We start from the raw sequence: 20,398 nt of genomic DNA, 5'->3' as shown, positions 1-20,398 counted from the left end.
TATACCGATGGAGTCCCAAGATGAAGAAACTCGTGCTGTTGGGCGCCCTGGCGCTGTCCGTGCTGTCCATGCAGGCTTTCGCTGAAGGCAAACCGCTGAAAATTGGTATCGAAGCCGCTTACCCTCCGTTTGCCTCGAAGGCGCCGGATGGCAGCATCGTCGGTTTTGACTACGACATCGGCAACGCCCTGTGCAAGCAGATGGACGTGAAGTGCACGTGGGTCGAGCAGGAATTCGACGGTCTGATCCCCGCGCTGAAAGTGCGCAAGATCGACGCGATCCTGTCATCCATGTCCATTACTGAAGACCGCAAGAAATCCGTGGACTTCACCACCCGCTACTACCTCACCCCAGCTCGCCTGGTGATGAAGGAAGGCACTGCCGTCAGCGACAGCCTGGATGAATTGAAAGGCAAGAAAATCGGCGTGCAGCGTGGTTCGATCCATGACCGTTTCGCCAAGGAAGTCCTGGCACCGAAGGGCGCCACCATCGTTCCCTACGGCACCCAGAACGAAATCTACCTGGACGTGCAAGCCGGTCGCCTTGACGGCACCGTGGCCGACGCCACCCTGCTGCAGGACGGTTTCCTGAAAACCGACGCCGGCAAAGGCTACGCGTTCACAGGTCCCGCGTTCACCGACGTCAAATACTTCGGCGACGGCGTAGGCATCGCGGTTCGCAAAGGCGACAAGGAAAACCTGGAGCGCATCAACGCCGCTATCGCCGCGATCCGTGCCAATGGCGAATACAAGAAGATCCAGGACAAGTACTTCGACTTCGATATTTACGGCGCTGATGCCAAGTAAATAGTCGCAGCTGTCTGTCCGAAATGGCGCAAGCAACAGAACACTCTGAAGTTTGCGCCATTTTTTCATCCCCCCCTTTTCGAGGACCTGAATCATGTTGAAAGGCTACGGGGCCGTCATCCTCGATGGCGCATGGTTGACGCTTCAGCTCGCCTTGTCGTCCATGGCCCTGGCCATTGTTCTGGGTCTGATCGGGGTCGCGTTGCGCCTGTCGCCGGTGCGCTGGCTGGCGTGGCTGGGCGACCTGTACTCCACGGTGATCCGCGGGATCCCCGACCTGGTGCTGATCCTGCTGATTTTCTACGGTGGCCAGGACTTGCTTAACCGCGTCGCGCCGATGCTCGGCTTTGACGACTATATTGACCTGAACCCCCTGGCCGCCGGTATCGGCACCCTGGGTTTCATCTTTGGCGCCTACCTGTCGGAAACCTTCCGCGGTGCCTTCATGGCTATTCCCAAGGGGCAGGCCGAGGCCGGCCTGGCGTATGGCATGAGCAGCTTCCAGGTGTTTTTCCGGGTGATGGTGCCGCAGATGATCCGGCTGGCGATCCCCGGTTTCACCAATAACTGGCTGGTACTCACCAAGGCCACCGCGCTGATTTCGGTGGTGGGCCTGCAAGACATGATGTTCAAGGCCAAGCAGGCGGCCGACGCCACCCGCGAGCCTTTTACCTTCTTCCTCGCAGTGGCGGCGATGTACCTGGTGATCACCAGCGTGTCGTTGCTGGCCCTGCGCTATCTTGAGAAGCGCTACTCGGTAGGCGTAAGGGCGGCTGATCTATGATCTTCGACTACAACGTCATCTGGGAGGCCATGCCGCTGTACCTTGGCGGCTTGCTGACCACCCTGAAACTGCTCGCCATTTCGCTGTTCTTCGGCTTGCTCGCCGCCTTGCCCCTGGGCTTGATGCGCGTGTCCAAGCAGCCGATCGTCAACGGCGTGGCATGGCTCTACACCTATGTGATCCGCGGCACACCGATGCTGGTGCAACTGTTCCTGATCTACTACGGCCTGGCCCAGTTCGAGGCCGTACGGGAAAGCTTCCTGTGGCCGTTGCTGTCCAGCGCCACGTTTTGCGCGTGCCTGGCGTTCGCGATCAACACCAGCGCCTACACCGCCGAGATCATCGCCGGCAGCCTCAAGGCCACGCCCAATGGCGAGATCGAAGCGGCCAAGGCCATGGGCATGTCGCGCTACAAGCTGTACCGTCGCATCCTGCTGCCCTCGGCCCTGCGCCGCGCGCTGCCGCAGTACAGCAACGAAGTGATCATGATGCTGCAGACCACCAGCCTGGCCTCCATCGTCACTTTGATCGATATCACCGGTGCCGCGCGCACGGTGAATGCCCAGTACTACCTGCCGTTTGAAGCCTATATCACCGCTGGCGCGTTCTACCTGTGCCTGACGTTCATCCTGGTGCGCCTGTTCAAGTTGGCCGAGCGCCGCTGGCTGAGCTACCTGGCGCCACGGAAGCATTGATATGGAACGTATCGATCACCTGTTGCCCTGGGGCCACCTGGGTTGTGAGCGCCAGCTGAGTGTGTTCCGTTTCGGCAGTGGCGAGCGCAAGGCCTATATCCAGGCCAGCCTGCACGCCGATGAGTTACCCGGCATGCGCGCCGCCTGGGAGCTGAAAAAACGCCTTACCGACCTGGAACGCCAAGGGGCGCTCAATGGCGTGATCGAGCTGGTGCCCGTGGCCAATCCGATGGGCCTGGGCCAGCTGCTGCAAGGCAGCCACCAGGGGCGTTTCGAGGTCGGCAGCGGCAAGAATTTCAACCGCGATTTCGTCGAGTTGAGCGCGCCCGTCGCCGAGCGTCTGCACGGCAAGCTGGGCGATGATCCCCACGCCAATGTGCGCCTGATCCGCCAGGCCATGAGCGATGTGCTCAACGCCTTGCCGCCGCCGAGCAGCCAGTTGCAAGGCATGCAGCGCATACTGCTGGGCCATGCCTGCACCGCCGACATCGTGCTCGACCTGCATTGCGACGCCGAAGCCGCGCTGCACATGTATGCGCTGCCCCAGCACTGGCCGCAGTGGCGTTCGCTGTCGGCGCATTTGAATGTGAAGGTCGGCCTGCTGGCGGAAGATTCCGGCGGCAGTTCGTTTGACGAGGCGTGTTCGCTGCCGTGGCTGCGTTTGTCCCGGGCGTTCCCCGAGGCGCAGATTGCGCTGGCCTGTCTGGCGACAACCCTGGAGTTGGGCGGCCAGGCCGACACCGGCCGCGACGAGGCGATCTTCCACGCCGAGGGCATCCTGGCGTTCCTCGCCGAACAAGGCTTGATCAAGGGCGAATGGCCCGCACCGCAGCACGAGGCGTGTGAAGGCATGCCCTTCGAAGGCACCGAGTTGCTGTTCGCCCCCCACGCAGGGGTGATCAGTTACCTGCGTAAAGCCGGTGACTGGGTTGAAACCGGCGAACCGATTTTTGAAGTGATTGATCCTCTGACCGACCGCGTCAGCATTGTCTGCGCGGGCACGTCCGGGGTGTTGTTCGCCGTTGAACGGCTGCGTTATGCCCAAGCGGGTTTCTGGCTGGCCAAGGTGGCGGGGCGCGAAGCGCTGCGTCACGGGCGCTTGCTCAACGACTGACCACCTGTTTTTGTGAGAACCGACCGCATGTACAAACTTGAAGTCCAAGACCTGCATAAACGCTATGGCAGTCATGAAGTGCTCAAAGGCGTGTCCCTGGCCGCCGCTGCCGGTGATGTGATCAGCATCATCGGCTCCAGCGGTTCGGGCAAAAGTACCTTTTTGCGCTGTATCAACCTGCTCGAGCAACCTCACGCCGGCAAGATTCTGCTCAATAACGAAGAGCTGAAACTGGTCGCGAACAAAGACGGCGCCATGAAGGCCGCCGACCCTAAACAACTGCAACGCATGCGTTCGCGCCTGTCCATGGTGTTCCAGCATTTCAACCTGTGGTCGCACATGACCGCGCTGGAAAACGTGATGGAAGCGCCGGTGCACGTGCTTGGCATGTCGAAAAAAGACGCCCGTGAAAAGGCCGAGCATTATCTGGCCAAGGTTGGCGTGGGCCATCGCAAGGACGCGTTCCCCGGCCACATGTCCGGCGGCGAGCAGCAGCGCGTGGCGATCGCCCGTGCCCTGGCGATGGAGCCGGAGGTGATGCTGTTCGACGAACCCACCTCGGCCCTCGACCCGGAGCTGGTCGGCGAAGTGCTCAAGGTGATGCAGGACCTGGCCCAGGAAGGCCGCACCATGGTGGTGGTGACCCACGAAATGGGCTTTGCCCGTGAGGTGTCCAACCAGCTGGTGTTCTTGCACAAAGGTATCGTCGAAGAGCGCGGCAATCCGCGTGAAGTGCTGGTGAATCCGCAGTCTGTGCGTCTTCAGCAGTTCCTCTCCGGCAGCTTGAAATAACCCACTTCACTGGAGACGCTGCACCCTGTGGGAGGGGGCTTGCTCCCGATAGCGGTACATCAGATACACATTTGCTGATTGATCCGCCGCTATCGGGAGCAAGCCCCCTCCCACATTGGGATCTTCATCGTTTTGAGATTTCTATTCACTTACGGGCTAGCATTGGCCTTTGTCTTCATTACCGTTACTCGCTTCGGATAGCCTTCCATGACCGCCCATAAAATTGGTTTCCTGATTTGGCCCAGCACAAAAGCCCTCACGCTTGCGCTGGCTGAGGAGGCCTTGCGCGTTGCTCAGCGGGTGCATCCGGACGTGGTCTACGAGCTGTCGTTTTTGCTCGCAGAGCCGGCCACCGAAGGCGCTTGGCAACTGCCGGGCGAACCGTGGGCCGGCAAGCTGGAGGGGTTTCAGAAGCTGTTCCTGCTGGCCGATGAGCCGCCGACCGTCATCGCTTCCCAGCTCAGTTCGGCGCTCAAGCAACTGGTGCGGGCAGGGTGTGTGATCGGTGGCCTGTCGGCCGGTGTCTACCCCTTGGCCCAGTTGGGCCTGCTCGACGGCTACCGCGCCGCCGTGCACTGGCGCTGGCAGGATGATTTTGCCGAGCGTTTCCCCAAGGTCATCGCCACCAGCCATCTGTTCGACTGGGATCGCGACCGCCTGACCGCCTGCGGTGGCATGTCGGTACTCGACCTGCTGCTGGCGGTGCTGGCCCGTGATCACGGCGCCGAACTGGCCGGTGCGGTCTCCGAAGAACTGGTGGTGGAGCGCATCCGCGAAGGCGGCGAGCGCCAGCGCATCCCGCTGCAAAACCGCCTGGGCTCCAGCCATCCGAAGCTGACCCAGGCGGTGTTGCTGATGGAAGCCAATATCGAGGAGCCGCTGACCACCGATGAAATCGCCCAGCACGTGTGCGTGTCGCGACGACAACTGGAGCGGATCTTCAAGCAGTACCTCAATCGCGTCCCCAGCCAGTACTACCTGGAACTGCGCCTGAACAAGGCGCGCCAGATGCTCATGCAGACCAGCAAGTCGATCATCCAGATCGGCCTGTCGTGCGGCTTCTCTTCGGGGCCGCATTTTTCCAGCGCCTACCGCAACTTCTTCGGCGCCACCCCGCGTGAAGACCGCAACCAGCGGCGCAGCAGCAGCCCGTTCGAACTGTCGTCGGTGCCGTCCGAGCGCGGTTGAGTCGCGCCGTTATTCCTCCATCGGCTGGGGCGTGCCGGGCGCCGACAGGGGAACGCCGGCGCCGTCGAACATCGCGTCTTCCACGCCTAATTCGTAGCCCGTCTGGCGGTAGTAACTGCGCAGCAGTTCCAGGCTTTGCGCAGACAACGGATTGCCGCTCAAATCAGAGTCGTCATCCAGCGGCACGGGCATTTCCAGCAGGTCGCTGGGCAGCTCCATGATCTGGTTGTCGCTCAGGTCCACGGCCCGCAGGCGGCGCAGGCTGAAGAGCCCTTCCGGTACGTTTGTCAGCTCACAGCTGTGCAGGTAAACCGATACCAACCGCCGGAAATGACGCAGGTCAGGCGTCAGTGTCAGGGGGTTGTTGCTCAGGTCCAGGTATTCCAGCTGGACCAGGCCCGACAACAGCTCATTGCTGGCGGGCGTCAAGCGGATGTGGTTTTGCGCCAGCTTCAGGTAGCGCAGGCGTCCCAGGTGCACCAACGAGGCGGGCAGGTCGCCCAGTGTGTGGCGCTCGATGGTCAGGTTGATCAGGTTGGGAAAACACCTGAGCAACCCGTCGACCTGTTGATTGGTGCCGTCGCCGATGATTTCCAGCAGGGTGACGTGGTCGAAGCGCGCGGTCAGCGTCGGCATGTCCCCCAACAGTTGCCCGTCGAACACCAGCTTGAAGCTGCGTCGGATAAACACGCTGGAGTCGTCCAGTTCGCCCTCCCGGCGCCAGCAACGTTCGAGCAGGCTTTTGAAGGCCAATCGGCGCAGTTGTTCACGTGCGCGGGTGTCTTCGTCCAGCACCGTGTCGAGCAGCGGATCCCGTTGCGGGATGTCCGTGGCCCAGGCCAGCAACTGGCGTTCCAACTGGCGGTATTCGACGCCCCGGCGCGTGATTTCGGGCGCGGCGGCGTCCAGGTCGCCGGGCAACTGAAAATACAGGCGATTGATTTCGCGGGCGCCCAGGCTTGGATACAGTGCCTGGAGCTGCTGCACGTGCACCGGGGGCGCCTCGACGTTCCAGTGTTCGCCGCTAGCCTGGCAGTAGGTCTTGATACGCGCCAATGTTTGCCGCGACAACGGGTTGCCCGCCAGGTCGAACGACGCGCCGAAGGCGGCGGGCAATGCAAACCCCTGATCGGAAATGTCCTCGATGACGTTGTGGCTCAGGTCGACCCGTGTTCGATAAACACTGCCGGAGAGCAGCGCCGGCGGAATTTCGCGCAGGCCTGTGTTACTGAGCGACAGGCTAGCGAGGTTGCTCAGGCGGTTGAAGTCCGGCAGCCAGCTCAGGCGGTTGTTCGCCAGGTCCAGGTGCTTGAGGTGAACCATGCCGGACAGCACCTGGGCGCTGACGGGGTTGAGGGTGAGGCCGCAGTCGTCCAGGCGCAGGTGGGTCAATCGCAGCAAGTGCGGCAAGGTCTTGGGAAAGTGACTGAGGGCATAGTGCTCAACGGACAGCCGTTCCAGGTTGGGAAAACTGCGCAGGAACGCCCCCAGCAGCAGGTCGGAACCATCGCCGCTCAGCAGCAGGGATGAGACCTGCTTGAGTGGCCGGCTCAGGGCGGGAAGCTCGCCGCTGACGGGGTGCGTCAGCCTGAGTGTGAAGCATGGCTGATTGCCCTGGGCCTGTTCATCCTGCTCGGCTTCCCGGCGCCAGACAGCCTCGAGGGTGTCCACCAACCGTGCGCGGGCGGCGCGCGCCTGGACCGAGGCCAGCGGGTCTTCGGCCCAGGGACTCAGGTCCTGGCGAATGCTGCGGTAATCGGTGCCAAGCTGCTCCAGCGCGGCCTGGGTGGCGTCGAGGTCACCTGGAAAATCAAAAATGAGCTGATTGATGTCATCGTCGCTCAGGGTCGGGAACAGGCGTTTGGCCTGCTCGATGTCCGCACTGGGCGCATCGATATCCCAGCGGCCTGTGGTCCTTTGATAGTAAGCCTTGACGCGCTGCAGGGTCGCCCGCGAGAGCGGGTTGGCGCTGAGGTCGAACTTGCGGCTGGTGGCCACCGGCAAATCGAAGAGCGCTGCCGGCAGCTCGCCGATCTGGTTGTTCGACAGCACCGCCAGTTCCAGCTGCGGGCGGTCGAGCATGCCCGGCGGCAGCTCGCGAATGCCGGTATAGCTTAAATCCAAGTGCTGCAGCCGGGGCATATTGGCGACGCTGGGGGTCAGGCCCAGCGGGTTGTTGTACAGGTCCAGGGTCACCAGGCGGGTCATGCCGCCGAGGGCTGCACGGCTTTCTTCGCTCAAGATAATGTTGCAGTCGCTCAGGATCAGGGTGTTGAGGTCTGGCAGTCGGGCGATGCTCGGCGCAAGGCGGCCGAGGGAAAATTTGCTGATGGTCAAGTGACGCAGGCGTTGAAACATTTGCACAAACCTGTCCACCTCCAGCGGGGTGTGCGCACCGCTCAACTCCAGCAGGGTGATGTGCTCGAAATGCGCGGTGAGTACCGGCAGTTCGCCGTAGATGGGCATCGTCAATTGCAGCTTATGGCCGCTGAGAGCCGGCTGTTCGTGAAACTCATCAATCTCGGTTTCCTGACGCCAGCTACGCCTGATTTCTTCGGCCCACAGCCCGCGATCGCGGCGGGCGTATTGATACTCCTGGGTCGTCAGTGGTGCCTCGGTAATGGGGTGGAACGGCGGCGTCGCGTGCTCCCACACGGCAAGGTCGGTGTCCATTTTGTCGTACTCGGCCTGCAGCGTGATCAGGCTGGGCAGGGCGCCGCCCGGTCGGTCTTCCAGGGTTTGCACCAGTTCGCTGATCTGCTCGCGGTTGAGCCGAGGCAGCAGGTGGTGGGCGCGCTGCTCGAGGGAGAGCTGCGCCTGTGACGGTCCGGCGGCCTGGTAGCCTTCCATGCCGCCACGCAGGCGCATCACTTCGGGATTATAGGTGGGTTTGCGATAGGTGTCCTTGCCGAGCAGGGCGCGCAATTGCTCGCGGTCCAGTACATGTTCGGCAACCGCCTGGCGCAGGCGTTCGCCCTGGCCGATATGGATGTCCAGGGCGTCGCGTTGGCTGTCCGGGATAGCCTGGAGGATGGCGGTGTAGAAATCGGTGTCGGCGAACACCGGCCCCGTTTCATCGACCGGGGTGTAGTGGCCCGTTTCGGTGCGCACCAGGGTCCTCTTGAGTGTGGCGTCTTCGGCGCCGATGGCTTGCAGCAGTGGGCCGTTGGCGTGGTACTCGCGCAGTTCCAGGCGCAGGTCGGTCGACCATCCGGGCAGGCGCTCCAGGGACCGCAGGACCAGCAGATAGGTGTCCGGGTTGTCGACGGCGTCCAGGTACAACCCTTCGTAGGCACGGGTGGTGCGTACCTCCAACTGGGCCGAGGCGGCCTGCTCGACGATACGGGCGGGCACCTTGCCGAGGTCGATGGCCCGCCACTCCGCGCCGCTGGCACTGGCCAGCAGTTCCTCGGCCACGCTGGTGGGCAGCCCGCGTTCCGGGGCGGCATCAATGATTTTTTGCAGCGAGGCAGTGGGGCTGCGTTCTTCGCTGCGGTAGCGGGAGTCGAACAGGTTGAAGCGTTTGTCATGGGCAAGCCGGGCGATTTTTTTGCGCAGGGCGCCGGCGCGCAGGTGAGTGTGCGGGGCGGGCAGGTCGGCGGGTTCCTCCAGCAGCAGCTTGCGCTCGGGTTCATCCAGGCTTTCGATCAGGATGCGCAGCAATTCACCGTTTTTCAGCTGGCTTTCGCGCACCTGCACCACGTGCGCACCGGATTGCCCGGCGAACTCCCACTGGGTATTGCCGCTGGAGTCGACAAGACGCAGTGTCCTGGATACCGGCCATAGGCCGTTGCTGGTCAGTACCTGCAACTGAGTCTGGATATCGGCCTGCCGGTAAATTCCGGGGTCATCGCTGTTCATTTGCGTGATGAAGTCTTGCAGCGCCTGGTCAATCTTGAAGCGCTTGAGGGTGTCGGCCAGCAGCGGGGGGAGCGTTTGCTGGCGCATGTGCATCTTGCGCAAGGCATTGTCGTGGGTGCCGCTGACGCTATGTGCCTGGCGCAGGCGGGCGTCGCTGAGCCCGTCCGCCCGGTAGCCGAGGCGACGCATCAGGGTGGCATTGTCCCAGTTCAGCGGGCGCTCCATTTCGGTGATCCAGGCGCCCTGGCCGTTGTTCAGTAACCGTGGAGCGTAGGCGGCTGGGCGGCTGGGATGGCGTAGGGAATAGCGCAGGCTGGCGGGGTCTTGTTGCAGGCTGTAGTAATCGCCATCCAAGGGCAGCAGGATGTTGCCATTATAGCGGTACAGGCCTTGTGGGTCGGGACGTACTGTCTTGGGCGGTGTGAACTTGACACGATAGGGCGCAAGGTCGGGTTTCCACAGGCGCTGACGGCCCTCGGGTGTGGTCACGGGTGTCAGGCCGTTGAGAAAAACCAGGCACTCGCCGGGCAGTACCTTGCGCAACAGGCCTTGGGCGATAGGGATTCCGGTGGCAAACAAGCCCAGTTGCACCAGTTGCTCGACAAACCCCATGGTGTGCCCGAACGCTTCCCGCGTCAGGCCTTCAGCCCAGTCGATAACGCCCTCGAAGGCCTCGTCCAGCAGTTGGTAAGCGGTGTAGCCCAGCATCAGCAGCCCAAGCGGTGGAACAAAAGGGCTGGCAATCAGGGCTGCCACTTGCAGCAGCGCCGAGCCGATTTTCTGCACCAGATCCCAGCGCTCCCAACGGGCCTTGCGGTTGACGGCGGCGGTGGACACTGCCTGGCTGCTCGCGTCATCGCGCAACTTGCTCAACTTCATCTGGTACAGGTGCTGGAACAGGGGTTGCTTGATGGGCAGGCCACGAAACTCCAGCTTCGGCCGGCCCACCTCGGTCTCGCGCCAGCTCGGCAGCGGATCGCCCGTCGTATGGGGGTGCCAGGTCACTTCGCTCAGGCGGCGGTTGAGGTCGGCGAAGAAGCTGCCGATATCGGCATGGCTGACAAAACGGCTGAAAAAATGTTGAAAGTCCGTCGAACGCAGCCGTGCCGCGAGCGCCTGCATAAACGCCTGCGCGCTGGGGTATTGCTTGATCGGGTGCTGCGGGTCGTCGGGGATATAGGCGATGACCGGCGCCACCGCGCGGCTTGAGTCCAGGTGCGGCGAAAACACCACAATCCCGACCAGGCGACTGGACATGATGACCAGCTCATGGGCGATCAATGCCGGGCGCTGGCTGGCGTGGCTGATCAGGCTGTGCACCGCGTCATACCCGGCCTGCGGGATGTCGCCCTTGAGCAGCGCCATGTACAGCGACAGCTTGAGCGCGCTGGCCTGGCTTTGCTCGACGCGGGCCTGAAGCACCGCTTCGGCCACGGGGTTGCCCAGCCCCAGGTAATCCTCCAGATAACGCTGGTAGCGCCCGCCTATATCGAGTTCGCGGCACAGGGTGGCGAATTGCGCGACGCTGATGCGCGCTGCAATCGCCGGCAGGCTCTGGAAGTGTCCGGCGGCATTGGGCCGGGTGCTGAAGCCGGAGTTGTGCTCGTAGGCATCGGGCTCGGCTTCAGCCGGCTCGAAGTTGTGCAGGGCGGCCTTCAGCAGCGATACGCTCCAGGTGCGCGAAGCCCCGGCCCTGACGCGAACCCCGGCGAGGGTCAAGGGCACGTAGAGTTGCAGCCAGGTGCTGCGCACATCCAGGTCCAGCGCATATTGGCGCTTGAGCGCCGCTTGCAGCAACTCGGCGCCAAACGTCTCCGGGCTCTTGAGCTCGGCCAGGGCCTTGTCCACTTGGTTCTGCCGGGTCCAGGCTTCGCCGTTCAGGCGCTTGAGTTCTGCGTGTTGGGCGTCGCAGGCGTGCTTGTACCAGTCGGGAATACTCGGCGCGTGTTCGCCAAGGGCCGAACGCCTGGCGGGCGCGGCATCCCCCAGCCAGTGGGGGATGGCCTGCGTGAGAATTGCGTGGTGGATGTCGGGTGCGACGGGGATGGGGCGTTGGCGCATTGGATCGGTCCTTGAGGCTACAGGTGTTAATCCAGCAGACCAGTCCACGCCCGATCGACGGCGGTAAATACGTGGGGCGCCACGCCCGCGCCGATTTGCGAAGATCCCCTGCGCACGGAGCGGGCGCACGGTTTAAACTGCGCCATTGCGACGCTATTTGTCGCATTGGCGTAAACCCGCGTAAAACGCGGGTTGGCGCTATAAGAAGTTGTCGCTTGGCGGCAAGGCCGCACTGAAAACTGTCCTTACAATCCCTGCATCGCCCGCCAGTTCCAGGCAGGCGTTCCTCTTCAGGAGACTCCGATGTCCGTTGAGCAAGCCCCGGTGCAACGTGCCGATTTCGACCAGGTCATGGTGCCTAACTATGCGCCTGCCGCCTTCATTCCCGTGCGTGGCGCAGGTTCGCGCGTGTGGGACCAGGCCGGTCGCGAGCTGATCGACTTTGCCGGCGGCATCGCGGTCAACGTATTGGGCCACGCCCACCCGGCGCTGGTCGGCGCACTGACCGAGCAGGCCAACAAGCTGTGGCATGTCTCCAACGTGTTCACCAATGAGCCGGCGTTGCGCCTGGCGCACAAGCTGATCGACGCCACCTTTGCCGAGCGCGTGTTCTTCTGCAACTCCGGCGCCGAAGCCAACGAGGCCGCCTTCAAACTGGCCCGTCGTGTGGCGTTCGACCGTTTCGGCAGCGAGAAGTACGAGATCATCGCCGCGCTGAACAGCTTCCACGGCCGGACCCTGTTCACCGTCAACGTCGGTGGCCAGTCCAAGTACTCCGATGGTTTCGGGCCTAAAATTACCGGCATCACCCACGTTCCTTATAACGACCTGGAGGCTTTGAAAGCCGCCGTGTCGGACAAGACCTGCGCCGTGGTGCTGGAGCCGATTCAGGGCGAAGGCGGCGTACTGCCGGCCGAGCTGGCTTATCTGCAAGGTGCTCGCGAATTGTGCGACGCGAATAACGCGCTGCTGGTGTTCGACGAAGTGCAAACCGGCATGGGCCGCAGCGGCCACCTGTTTGCTTACCAACACTACGGCGTGGTGCCGGACATCCTCACCAGCGCCAAGAGCCTGGGCGGCGGTTTCCCGATTGCCGCGATGCTCACCCGTGAAGACTTGGCCAAGCACCTGGTGGTCGGCACCCACGGCACCACCTACGGCGGTAACCCGCTGGCGTGCGCAGTGGCTGAAGCGGTGATCGACGTGGTCAACACTCCCGAGGTGCTGGCCGGCGTGAATGCCAAGCACGACCTGTTCAAGGCGCGCCTGGAGCAGATCGGCGAGCAGTACGGCATCTTCACCCAAGTGCGTGGCATGGGCCTGCTGATCGGTTGCGTATTGAGCGATGCGTTCAAGGGCAAGGCCAAGGACGTGTTCAACGCCGCCGAGAAAGAAAACCTGATGATCCTGCAAGCCGGCCCCGACGTGGTGCGTTTCGCGCCGAGCCTGGTGGTGGAAGAGGCGGACATCAACGAAGGTCTGGATCGCTTCGAACGTGCCGTAAAAACGCTGACCCAAGCCTGATACACATCTTTCTGCCGGACCGGATCAAATGTGGGAGGGGGCTTGCTCCCGATAGCGGACGGTCAGTTGATGCAACTGGTACTGAACCACCGCCATCGGGAGCAAGCCCCCTCCCACATTGGATATGGGTTGTGCCTGACGTGTCCGGTATTTTTTCCTATGAGTTCTAGAGTTAAGGAGTGACACCATGCTGGTGATGCGCCCCGCGCAAATGGCTGATCTGGGCGAGGTACAGCGTCTGGCTGCGGACAGCCCGATTGGTGTCACCTCCTTGCCGGATGATGTGGAACGCCTGAGCGACAAGATCGCGGCCAGCGAAGCGTCCTTCGCGGCCGAGGTGAGTTTCAACGGTGAAGAAAGCTATTTCTTCGTGCTCGAAGACACCGAGACGGGCAAGCTCGCGGGCTGCTCGGCCATCGTCGCGTCGGCCGGCTACTCGGAACCCTTCTACAGTTTCCGGAACGAAACCTTCGTGCACGCCTCCCGCGAGCTGAAGATCCACAACAAGATCCACGTGTTGTCCCAGTGTCACGACCTCACCGGTAACAGCCTGCTCACCAGTTTCTACGTGGTGCCTGAGCTGGTCGGTTCGGCGTGGTCGGAGCTCAACTCCCGTGGCCGCCTGTTGTTCGTCGCCAGCCACCCCGAGCGCTTTGCCGATTCAGTGGTGACCGAGATCGTCGGCTACAGCGACGAGAACGGTGATTCGCCGTTCTGGGACGCCATCGGTCGCAACTTCTTCGACCTCAATTACGCCGCCGCCGAGCGCCTGTGCGGGCTGAAAAGCCGTACGTTCCTCGCCGAGCTGATGCCGCATTACCCGATCTACGTGCCGCTGTTGCCGGACGAAGCCCAGGAAGCCATGGGCCAGGTGCACCCGCGTGCGCAGATTACCTTCGACATCCTCATGCGCGAAGGCTTTGAAACCGACCATTACATCGACATCTTCGACGGCGGCCCGACGCTGCACGCACGGGTTTCGGGCATCCGCTCGATCGCCCAGAGCCGCGTGGTGCCGGTGAAGATCGGCGAGATGCTCAAGGGGGTCGGCCGCCAGTACCTGGTCAGCAACGCGCAGTTGCAGGATTACCGTGCGGTGATGCTGGAGCTGGACTACGCGCCCGGCAAACCGGTGACCCTCGACCTCGCCGCCGCCGAAGCCCTGGGCGTTGGCGAAGGCGCGAGCGTGCGTCTTGTTGCAGTCTGAGAGCCGGTATAAAACAGAGTTTCGCGGGTGGCTGCAAAGCGGCCCGTTCGAGGAGATAGCATGATCGTTCGTCCCGTACGCAGCAGCGATTTACCGGCCCTGATTGATCTGGCGCGCAGCACCGGCACCGGCCTCACCACCTTGCCGGCCAACGAAGAGCGCCTGACCCACCGCGTGGGCTGGGCCGAGAAAACCTTTCGTGGCGAAGCCGGGCGCGGCGATGCCGACTACCTGTTCGTGCTGGAGAACGACGAAGGCCGCGTGGTGGGCATTTCGGCCATCGCCGGCGCCGTCGGCCTGCGCGAGCCGTGGTACAACTTCCGGGTCGGCCTGACGGTCAGCGCCTCCCAGGAATTGAACATCTACCGCGAAATTCCGACGCTGTTCCTGGCCAACGACCTTACCGGCAACTCCGAGCTGTGTTCGTTGTTCCTGCACGCCGATTACCGCAACGGCCTCAACGGCCGCATGCTGGCCAAGGCGCGCATGCTGTTCATTGCCGAATTCCCGCAACTGTTCGGCAACAAGATCATCGCCGAGATGCGCGGCGTGTCCAACGAAGCGGGGCGCTCGCCGTTCTGGGAAAGCCTGGGCCGACACTTCTTCAAAATGGAATTCAGCCAGGCCGACTACCTTACCGGTGTCGGCAACAAAGCGTTTATCGCTGAGCTGATGCCCAAGTTTCCGCTGTACAGCTGCTTTCTTTCCGAAGACGCGCGCAACGTGATCGGCAAGGTCCATCCGGATACCGAGCCGGCGCTGAGCATGCTCAAGAGCGAAGGCTTCAGCTACCAGGGCTATGTGGATATCTTCGACGCCGGCCCGGCGGTTGAGTGTGAAACCAGCAAGATTCGTGCGGTGCGCGACAGCCAGGCGCTGGTGCTGGCCATCGGCACGCCGGGGGACGACGCCACGCCGTTCCTGATCCATAACCGCAAACGCGAAGACTGCCGCATCACTGCTGCCCCGGCTCGTTTGGCGGCGGGCACGTTGGTGGTCGATCCGCTGACCGCCAAGCGTCTGCAGCTTGTGGTCGGTGATCAAGTGCGTGCCGTACCGTTGTCCGCAGCCCGGGAGTCGAAATAATGAATTCGTTGTATATCGCAGGTAGCTGGCTGGCCGGCCAGGGTGAACTGTTTGAATCGCGTAACCCGGTGACCCAGCAGGTGCTGTGGAGCGGCAACGGTGCGACGGCCGAGCAGGTCGAGTCCGCCGTGCAGGCCGCACGCCAGGCATTTCCAGGCTGGGCCCGGCGTTCGCTGGAAGAGCGCATCAGTGTGCTCGAAATCTTCGCCAGTACCCTGAAAAGCCGCGCCGATGAAATCGCCCGCTGCATCGGTGAGGAAACCGGTAAGCCGCTGTGGGAATCGGCCACCGAAGTCACCAGCATGGCCAACAAGATCGCGATCTCGGTGCAAAGTTATCGCGAGCGTACCGGCGAGAAGAGCGGCCCCCTGGGCGACGCCACCGCTGTGCTGCGTCACAAGCCCCACGGCGTGGTGGCGGTGTTCGGCCCTTACAACTTTCCTGGCCACTTGCCGAACGGGCATATCGTCCCGGCGCTGCTGGCGGGTAACACCGTACTGTTCAAGCCGAGCGAGCTCACGCCGAAAGTGGCCGAGTTGACCGTGCAGTGCTGGGTCGAAGCGGGTTTACCGGCGGGCGTGTTGAACCTGCTGCAAGGTGCGCGGGAAACCGGCATAGCGTTGGCGGCCAACCCAGGCATCGACGGGTTGTTCTTCACCGGTTCCAGCCGCACCGGCAACCATCTGCACCAGCAGTTTTCCGGGCGTCCCGACAAGATCCTGGCCCTGGAGATGGGCGGCAACAACCCGCTGGTAGTGGACGAAGTGGCCGACATGGATGCGGCGGTGTACACCATCATCCAGTCGGCGTTTATCTCCGCCGGCCAACGCTGCACCTGCGCCCGTCGCTTGCTGGTGCCACAAGGCGCCTGGGGTGATGCGTTGCTGGCGCGCCTGGTGGCGGTCAGCGCGGCCATTGAAGTGGGCGCGTTCGACCAGCAACCGGCGCCGTTCATGGGCTCGGTGATTTCCCTGGCGGCCGCCAAAGCCTTGATGGACGCCCAGGAACTGATGTTGGCCAATGGCGCCGTGGCCCTGCTGGAAATGACCCAACCGCGAGATCAGGCCGCCTTGTTGACCCCAGGCATCATCGACGTGACGGCGGTGGCCGAGCGCGAAGACGAAGAACTGTTCGGCCCGCTGTTGCAGGTGATTCGCTACGCAGATTTTGCTGCGGCCATTACTGAGGCCAATAACACCCAGTACGGCTTGGCTGCTGGTTTGCTCTCGGATTCCGAGGAGCGTTACCAGCAGTTCTGGCTGGAAAGCCGCGCCGGCATCGTCAACTGGAACAAACAGCTGACCGGCGCCGCCAGCACCGCACCGTTCGGCGGGGTAGGGGCTTCGGGCAACCACCGCGCCAGTGCGTATTACGCGGCGGATTATTGCGCGTATCCGGTGGCGTCGCTGGAAACCCCGAGCCTGGTCGTGCCAGCCACACTAACCCCGGGCATAACACTGGCCTAAATGTGGGAGGGGGCTTGCCCCCGATAGCGGTGGACCAGTCACCTGATTTATCAACAGACAGACTGCTATCGGGAGCAAGCCCCCTCCTACACTGAATCTGTGATGTGTTGAAGATTGCTTATAAAAACAGATGTTCGTGGAGCCTCGCCGATGAAATCCTATGAAGTCAATTTTGACGGTCTAGTGGGGCCGACCCATAACTACGGCGGTTTGTCCTTCGGCAACGTCGCGTCCCAGAGCAACAGCCAGCAACACTCCAACCCCAAGGAAGCGGCGTTGCAGGGGCTGCAGAAAATGAAAGCGCTGATGGACATGGGCTTTGTGCAAGGCGTGCTTGCACCCCAGGAACGTCCGGACGTGGCCGCCTTGCGCAGCCTCGGTTTCAGCGGCACCGACGCGCAGGTCATTCAGCAGGCGGCCAAGCAAGCCATGCCGTTGCTGGTGGCAAGCTGCTCGGCGTCGAGCATGTGGGTGGCCAACGCGGCCACCGTCAGCCCCAGCGCCGATACGGCGGACGGCCGCGTGCACTTCACCGCTGCCAACCTCAACTGCAAATACCACCGCAGCATCGAACACCCGACCACCAGCCGCGTGCTGGGGGCGATGTTTGCCGATCAGCAGCACTTCGCGCACCACGCCGCGTTACCGGCGGTGGCGCAGTTTGGTGATGAAGGCGCGGCGAACCACACGCGTTTCTGCCGTGACTATGGCGAGGCGGGCGTAGAGTTCTTTGTCTTCGGCCGCAGTGCGTTTGACGCTCGTTACCCGGCGCCACAGAAATACCCGGCACGTCAGACGCTCGAGGCGTCCCAGGCGGTTGCGCGTTTGCACGGCCTGAAGGATGAAGGCGTGGTCTACGCCCAACAGAACCCGGCGGTGATCGATGCTGGCGTGTTCCATAACGACGTGATCGCGGTAGGCAATGGCGAAGTGCTGTTCTACCACGAGGACGCGTTCCTCCATACCGAACAGATGCTCGCTGAGTTGCAGGGCAAACTGGGCAAGTTGGGCGGCAATTTCCAGTCGGTCTGCGTGCCGCGTGCCCAGGTCAGTGTGGAGGACGCGGTGCGCTCCTACCTGTTCAACAGCCAGTTGCTGACCCGTCCTGACGGCTCGATGCTGCTGATCGTGCCGGAAGAATGCCGCGCCAACGAGCGCGTCTGGCAGTACCTGCAACAGCTCACGGCCTCCGGCGGGTTGATCCGCGAAGTGAAAGTCTTCGACCTCAAGCAAAGTATGCAAAATGGCGGCGGCCCGGCGTGCCTGCGTCTGCGTGTGGCGTTGAACGAAACCGAACTGGCGGCGGTGAATCCAGGCGTTATCATGACCGCGCCGCTGTACGACACCCTGACCCAGTGGGTCAACAAGCACTACCGCGACAGCCTGCGCGAAACCGACCTGGCTGACCCGCAACTGCTGCTTGAGTGCCGGACGGCACTGGATGAACTGACGCAAATCCTTAAACTGGGCTCGGTTTATCCTTTCCAGACCCATTAACGCCCTACGGCTGAGATATTTTATTTATGACCGACACCCTTAAGCTGATCCTTGAAGACACCGACGGCACCCAGCTGGAAACCTCCTGCACCCGCGTTGCCGTGGTCTGGCAGGGCAAGGAGATCTGGATCCAGCACGACGGCCGTGGCCAACTGCTGATCGGCGTGGATGTGGAGGAGGGTGACGCCGAGTACGCCAACCTATTGATGCGCCCATTGGCAACCAACCTGATGAGCCTGCAACTGGAAATGGAACCGGCCGAGGTTGAAGGCGACGACGATCACGTCCATGGTCCTGGCTGCAACCACTAAGGAAGCTGCTTATGCTCGCCCTCGGCAAACTGCTTGAACTGACCCTCGCCGGTCGCGAACCGGCGCAAAAAATTCAACTGACTGTCGACGGCGTGCAGATGCGCTGGCTCAGTGAGGGCGCGCTTGAAGTGCGTCCTCCTGAAGCACGGGACAACGGCAGCGACCTGCTGTTGTCGTCCGGCATCCATGGCAACGAAACCGCGCCGATCGAGTTGCTCGACCGTCTGTTGCATGGCATCGCCCGTGGGGAAATCAAACCCCGCACCCGTATTCTGTTCCTGTTCGGCAACCCCGAGGCCATGCGTCGCGGCGAGCGTTACCTCGAACTGGACGTCAACCGGCTGTTCAACGGCCGGCATGAAAGCAACATCGGCCCCGAAGCCATGCGCGCCGCCGAACTGGAACAGCTGGCCCGCAGCTTTTTCAGCCAGCCTGGCCGTTCGCGCCTGCATTACGACCTGCACACCGCGATTCGTGGCTCGAAGATCGAGCAGTTTGCGCTGTACCCGTGGAAGGAAGGGCGCCAGCATTCACGCCGTGAGCTTGAGCGCCTGCACGCAGCCGGCATGCAAGCGGTGCTGTTGCAGAACAAGACCTCGATCACCTTCACCGCCTTTACCTACGAACAGCTGGACGCCGAGGCCTTCACCCTGGAGTTGGGCAAGGCGCGGCCGTTCGGGCATAACGAGGGCGTGGATGTTTCCCGCCTGGAGCTGCGCCTCAGGCAGATCATCGAAGGCACCGAACCTGCCACGGACAGCCTCGACGGTATGCAGCTGTTCGCCGTTGCGCGTGAAGTGATCAAGCACAGTGACGCCTTCCTGCTGCACCTGCCGGCGGATGTGGAAAACTTTTCGGAGTTGGAAAAAGGCTACCTGCTGGCCGAAGACGTAGCCAAGACCCGCTGGGTAATCGAGGAAGAGGGCGCACGCATCATCTTCCCCAACCCGAAGGTGAAGAATGGTTTGCGCGCGGGGATATTGATCGTGCCAACCACGGATGCCGACCTAGTGTAGTTTTCAAGGCCTGACCCTATGCAAATGTGGGAGGGGGCTTGCTCCCGATGGCGGTGTATCAGTTACAGATGAGCTGACTGACACACTGTTATCGGGAGCAAGCCCCCTCCCACATTGTTTTTGCGGTGTTGCTTATACCGCTACAGCCCGCGGCTCGCTACGACGGATCGCCCGCACTTTGTGCAGCGTGTCGGCACACGTACGCGCAGCTTCCTGACCCTTGTGCACGAAGTGCTCGTAGAAGAACGTGGTGTGTTCGCTGCCGCCGTGGAATTGATGTGGGGTCAGCGACACCGAAAATACCGGCACTTCGGTTTCGAGCTGCACCTGCATCAGGCCGCTGACCACCGATTGCGCGACGAATTCGTGACGGTAGATGCCGCCATCCACCACCAGCGCTGCGGCGACGATACCGGCGTAACGGCCGGTCTTGGCCAGCAGCTTGGCGTGCAGAGGCATTTCAAAGGCGCCGCCGACTTCGAAAAAATCGATATCCGATTCCTGGTAGCCCTGGGCGATCATTTCGGCGAGGAAACCTTTACGCGACTGGTCGACAATATCCTTGTGCCAGCAGGCCTGGATAAACGCGACGCGCTCGCCGTGGTGGTTTTTGCTTTTGCTGTCGATTGCGGTAGGTTGCATGTTCTGACTCCTGTTTAAGAAAAAAACAGGGCGTTATGAATCGAATGGGATTTAAGGGTATGCACCGCTGTTTTCATGCAGGCATGAATTCAACGCGCGGCCCTTAGGTGCCAATCCCGTTCTCTCTTCATCCGGACTATGACCGTCGGCCCCGGGATCACACCGGGTCTGCTGACCTTGTCGCCGTCCTGCCTGAGCAGTTCGAGGCGCCAAGCGCTCGCGGGCTATGCACATTGCGCGCAATTACCGCCGGTGGGGAATTGCACCCCGCCCTGAGAACGTTGCCACCAGAACCCTGGCGGCGGAGAGTTTTTAACATGCTTTTTCAAAAACTGCACGGTTGCCGTA

General features: G+C 62.2%; 15 protein-coding genes and 1 riboswitch. Of the genes, 13 read left to right on the top strand and 2 right to left on the bottom strand.

What is annotated here, in order from left to right; genetic code table 11:
* Positions 1–20: 20 nt before the first annotated feature.
* From C4J85_RS20675 to argR, 6 genes are all read left to right on the top strand, one after another.
* Positions 21–806, top strand: a complete 786-nt coding sequence (locus tag C4J85_RS20675; RefSeq protein ID WP_124405049.1) for an ABC transporter substrate-binding protein — start codon at positions 21–23, stop codon at positions 804–806.
* 94 nt (positions 807–900) lie between these two features.
* Positions 901–1,590, top strand: a complete 690-nt coding sequence (locus tag C4J85_RS20670) for an ABC transporter permease (RefSeq protein WP_078738713.1) — start codon at positions 901–903, stop codon at positions 1,588–1,590.
* Positions 1,587–2,285 carry an ABC transporter permease gene (locus tag C4J85_RS20665; RefSeq protein ID WP_124371614.1) on the top strand — a complete coding sequence of 233 codons (699 nt, stop codon included), beginning with the start codon at positions 1,587–1,589 and terminating at the stop codon, positions 2,283–2,285. The genes C4J85_RS20670 and C4J85_RS20665 overlap by 4 nt, the downstream gene beginning before the upstream one ends.
* Before the next feature lies 1 nt (position 2,286).
* Positions 2,287–3,399, top strand: a complete 1,113-nt coding sequence (locus C4J85_RS20660) for a succinylglutamate desuccinylase/aspartoacylase family protein (protein ID WP_124410605.1) — start codon at positions 2,287–2,289, stop codon at positions 3,397–3,399.
* A 27-nt stretch (positions 3,400–3,426) separates the two neighbouring features.
* On the top strand, positions 3,427–4,191 hold the full coding sequence (locus C4J85_RS20655; RefSeq protein ID WP_046069190.1) for an ABC transporter ATP-binding protein: 765 nt from the start codon (positions 3,427–3,429) through the stop codon (positions 4,189–4,191).
* 207 nt (positions 4,192–4,398) lie between these two features.
* Complete coding sequence (gene argR, locus C4J85_RS20650; protein WP_124371611.1) at positions 4,399–5,379, top strand: transcriptional regulator ArgR; 981 nt, start codon at positions 4,399–4,401, stop codon at positions 5,377–5,379.
* A gap of 9 nt (positions 5,380–5,388) precedes the next feature.
* Here argR and C4J85_RS20645 read toward each other — a convergent pair whose 3' ends face one another.
* Positions 5,389–11,301, bottom strand: coding sequence for a dermonecrotic toxin domain-containing protein (locus C4J85_RS20645; protein WP_124410604.1), 5,913 nt, complete (start codon positions 11,299–11,301; stop codon positions 5,389–5,391).
* A 303-nt stretch (positions 11,302–11,604) separates the two neighbouring features.
* On the opposite strand from C4J85_RS20645, the gene C4J85_RS20640 reads away from it, so the two are divergent.
* The 7 genes from C4J85_RS20640 to astE all read left to right on the top strand — a co-directional run bounded on the left by C4J85_RS20640 (position 11,605) and on the right by astE (position 19,408).
* Positions 11,605–12,825 (top strand): aspartate aminotransferase family protein, encoded by a 1,221-nt coding sequence (locus tag C4J85_RS20640; RefSeq protein ID WP_124407967.1) that lies wholly within the window; start codon positions 11,605–11,607, stop codon positions 12,823–12,825.
* 187 nt (positions 12,826–13,012) lie between these two features.
* Positions 13,013–14,032 carry an arginine/ornithine succinyltransferase subunit alpha gene (gene aruF / locus C4J85_RS20635; RefSeq protein WP_124410603.1) on the top strand — a complete coding sequence of 340 codons (1,020 nt, stop codon included), beginning with the start codon at positions 13,013–13,015 and terminating at the stop codon, positions 14,030–14,032.
* A 60-nt stretch (positions 14,033–14,092) separates the two neighbouring features.
* Positions 14,093–15,118, top strand: a complete 1,026-nt coding sequence (astA, locus tag C4J85_RS20630) for an arginine N-succinyltransferase (RefSeq protein WP_124368060.1) — start codon at positions 14,093–14,095, stop codon at positions 15,116–15,118.
* A complete protein-coding gene (astD, locus tag C4J85_RS20625; protein WP_164487884.1) occupies positions 15,115–16,584 on the top strand; it encodes a succinylglutamate-semialdehyde dehydrogenase in 1,470 nt (489 codons plus the stop codon). The genes astA and astD overlap by 4 nt, the downstream gene beginning before the upstream one ends.
* Before the next feature lie 150 nt (positions 16,585–16,734).
* Positions 16,735–18,081: an N-succinylarginine dihydrolase gene (astB, locus tag C4J85_RS20620; protein WP_124407964.1), complete on the top strand. Its 1,347-nt coding sequence runs from the start codon at positions 16,735–16,737 to the stop codon at positions 18,079–18,081.
* Between the two features lie 26 nt (positions 18,082–18,107).
* A complete protein-coding gene (locus tag C4J85_RS20615; RefSeq protein WP_124364046.1) occupies positions 18,108–18,392 on the top strand; it encodes a topoisomerase II in 285 nt (94 codons plus the stop codon).
* A gap of 11 nt (positions 18,393–18,403) precedes the next feature.
* Entirely contained in the window at positions 18,404–19,408 is a 1,005-nt protein-coding gene (astE, locus tag C4J85_RS20610; protein ID WP_124368057.1) for a succinylglutamate desuccinylase, read from the top strand.
* Between the two features lie 132 nt (positions 19,409–19,540).
* On the opposite strand, the gene C4J85_RS20605 is transcribed toward astE, so the two are convergent.
* Entirely contained in the window at positions 19,541–20,050 is a 510-nt protein-coding gene (locus C4J85_RS20605) for a 6,7-dimethyl-8-ribityllumazine synthase (protein WP_124410601.1), read from the bottom strand.
* Positions 20,051–20,164: 114 nt separating this feature from the next.
* Positions 20,165–20,334, bottom strand: a riboswitch (FMN riboswitch).
* Between the last annotated feature and the right edge of the window lie 64 nt (positions 20,335–20,398).

Origin of the sequence: Pseudomonas sp. R4-34-07, assembly GCF_003852375.1 — a bacterium.
Lineage (GTDB): Bacteria > Pseudomonadota > Gammaproteobacteria > Pseudomonadales > Pseudomonadaceae > Aquipseudomonas.
The sequence above is the reverse complement of the archived record's forward strand: the minus strand, read 5'-3'. Positions and strand labels throughout refer to the sequence as shown.

Coding starts and splice junctions, on each gene's coding strand:
- C4J85_RS20660 (WP_124410605.1), top strand. CDS start 2,287: ATGGAACGTATCGATCACCTGTTGCCCTGGGGCCACCTGGGTTGTGAG.
- astE (WP_124368057.1), top strand. CDS start 18,404: ATGCTCGCCCTCGGCAAACTGCTTGAACTGACCCTCGCCGGTCGCGAA.
- C4J85_RS20665 (WP_124371614.1), top strand. CDS start 1,587: ATGATCTTCGACTACAACGTCATCTGGGAGGCCATGCCGCTGTACCTT.
- C4J85_RS20605 (WP_124410601.1), bottom strand. CDS start 20,050: ATGCAACCTACCGCAATCGACAGCAAAAGCAAAAACCACCACGGCGAG.
- C4J85_RS20640 (WP_124407967.1), top strand. CDS start 11,605: ATGTCCGTTGAGCAAGCCCCGGTGCAACGTGCCGATTTCGACCAGGTC.
- C4J85_RS20675 (WP_124405049.1), top strand. CDS start 21: ATGAAGAAACTCGTGCTGTTGGGCGCCCTGGCGCTGTCCGTGCTGTCC.
- astA (WP_124368060.1), top strand. CDS start 14,093: ATGATCGTTCGTCCCGTACGCAGCAGCGATTTACCGGCCCTGATTGAT.
- argR (WP_124371611.1), top strand. CDS start 4,399: ATGACCGCCCATAAAATTGGTTTCCTGATTTGGCCCAGCACAAAAGCC.
- C4J85_RS20655 (WP_046069190.1), top strand. CDS start 3,427: ATGTACAAACTTGAAGTCCAAGACCTGCATAAACGCTATGGCAGTCAT.
- astB (WP_124407964.1), top strand. CDS start 16,735: ATGAAATCCTATGAAGTCAATTTTGACGGTCTAGTGGGGCCGACCCAT.
- aruF (WP_124410603.1), top strand. CDS start 13,013: ATGCTGGTGATGCGCCCCGCGCAAATGGCTGATCTGGGCGAGGTACAG.
- C4J85_RS20645 (WP_124410604.1), bottom strand. CDS start 11,301: ATGCGCCAACGCCCCATCCCCGTCGCACCCGACATCCACCACGCAATT.
- C4J85_RS20615 (WP_124364046.1), top strand. CDS start 18,108: ATGACCGACACCCTTAAGCTGATCCTTGAAGACACCGACGGCACCCAG.
- C4J85_RS20670 (WP_078738713.1), top strand. CDS start 901: ATGTTGAAAGGCTACGGGGCCGTCATCCTCGATGGCGCATGGTTGACG.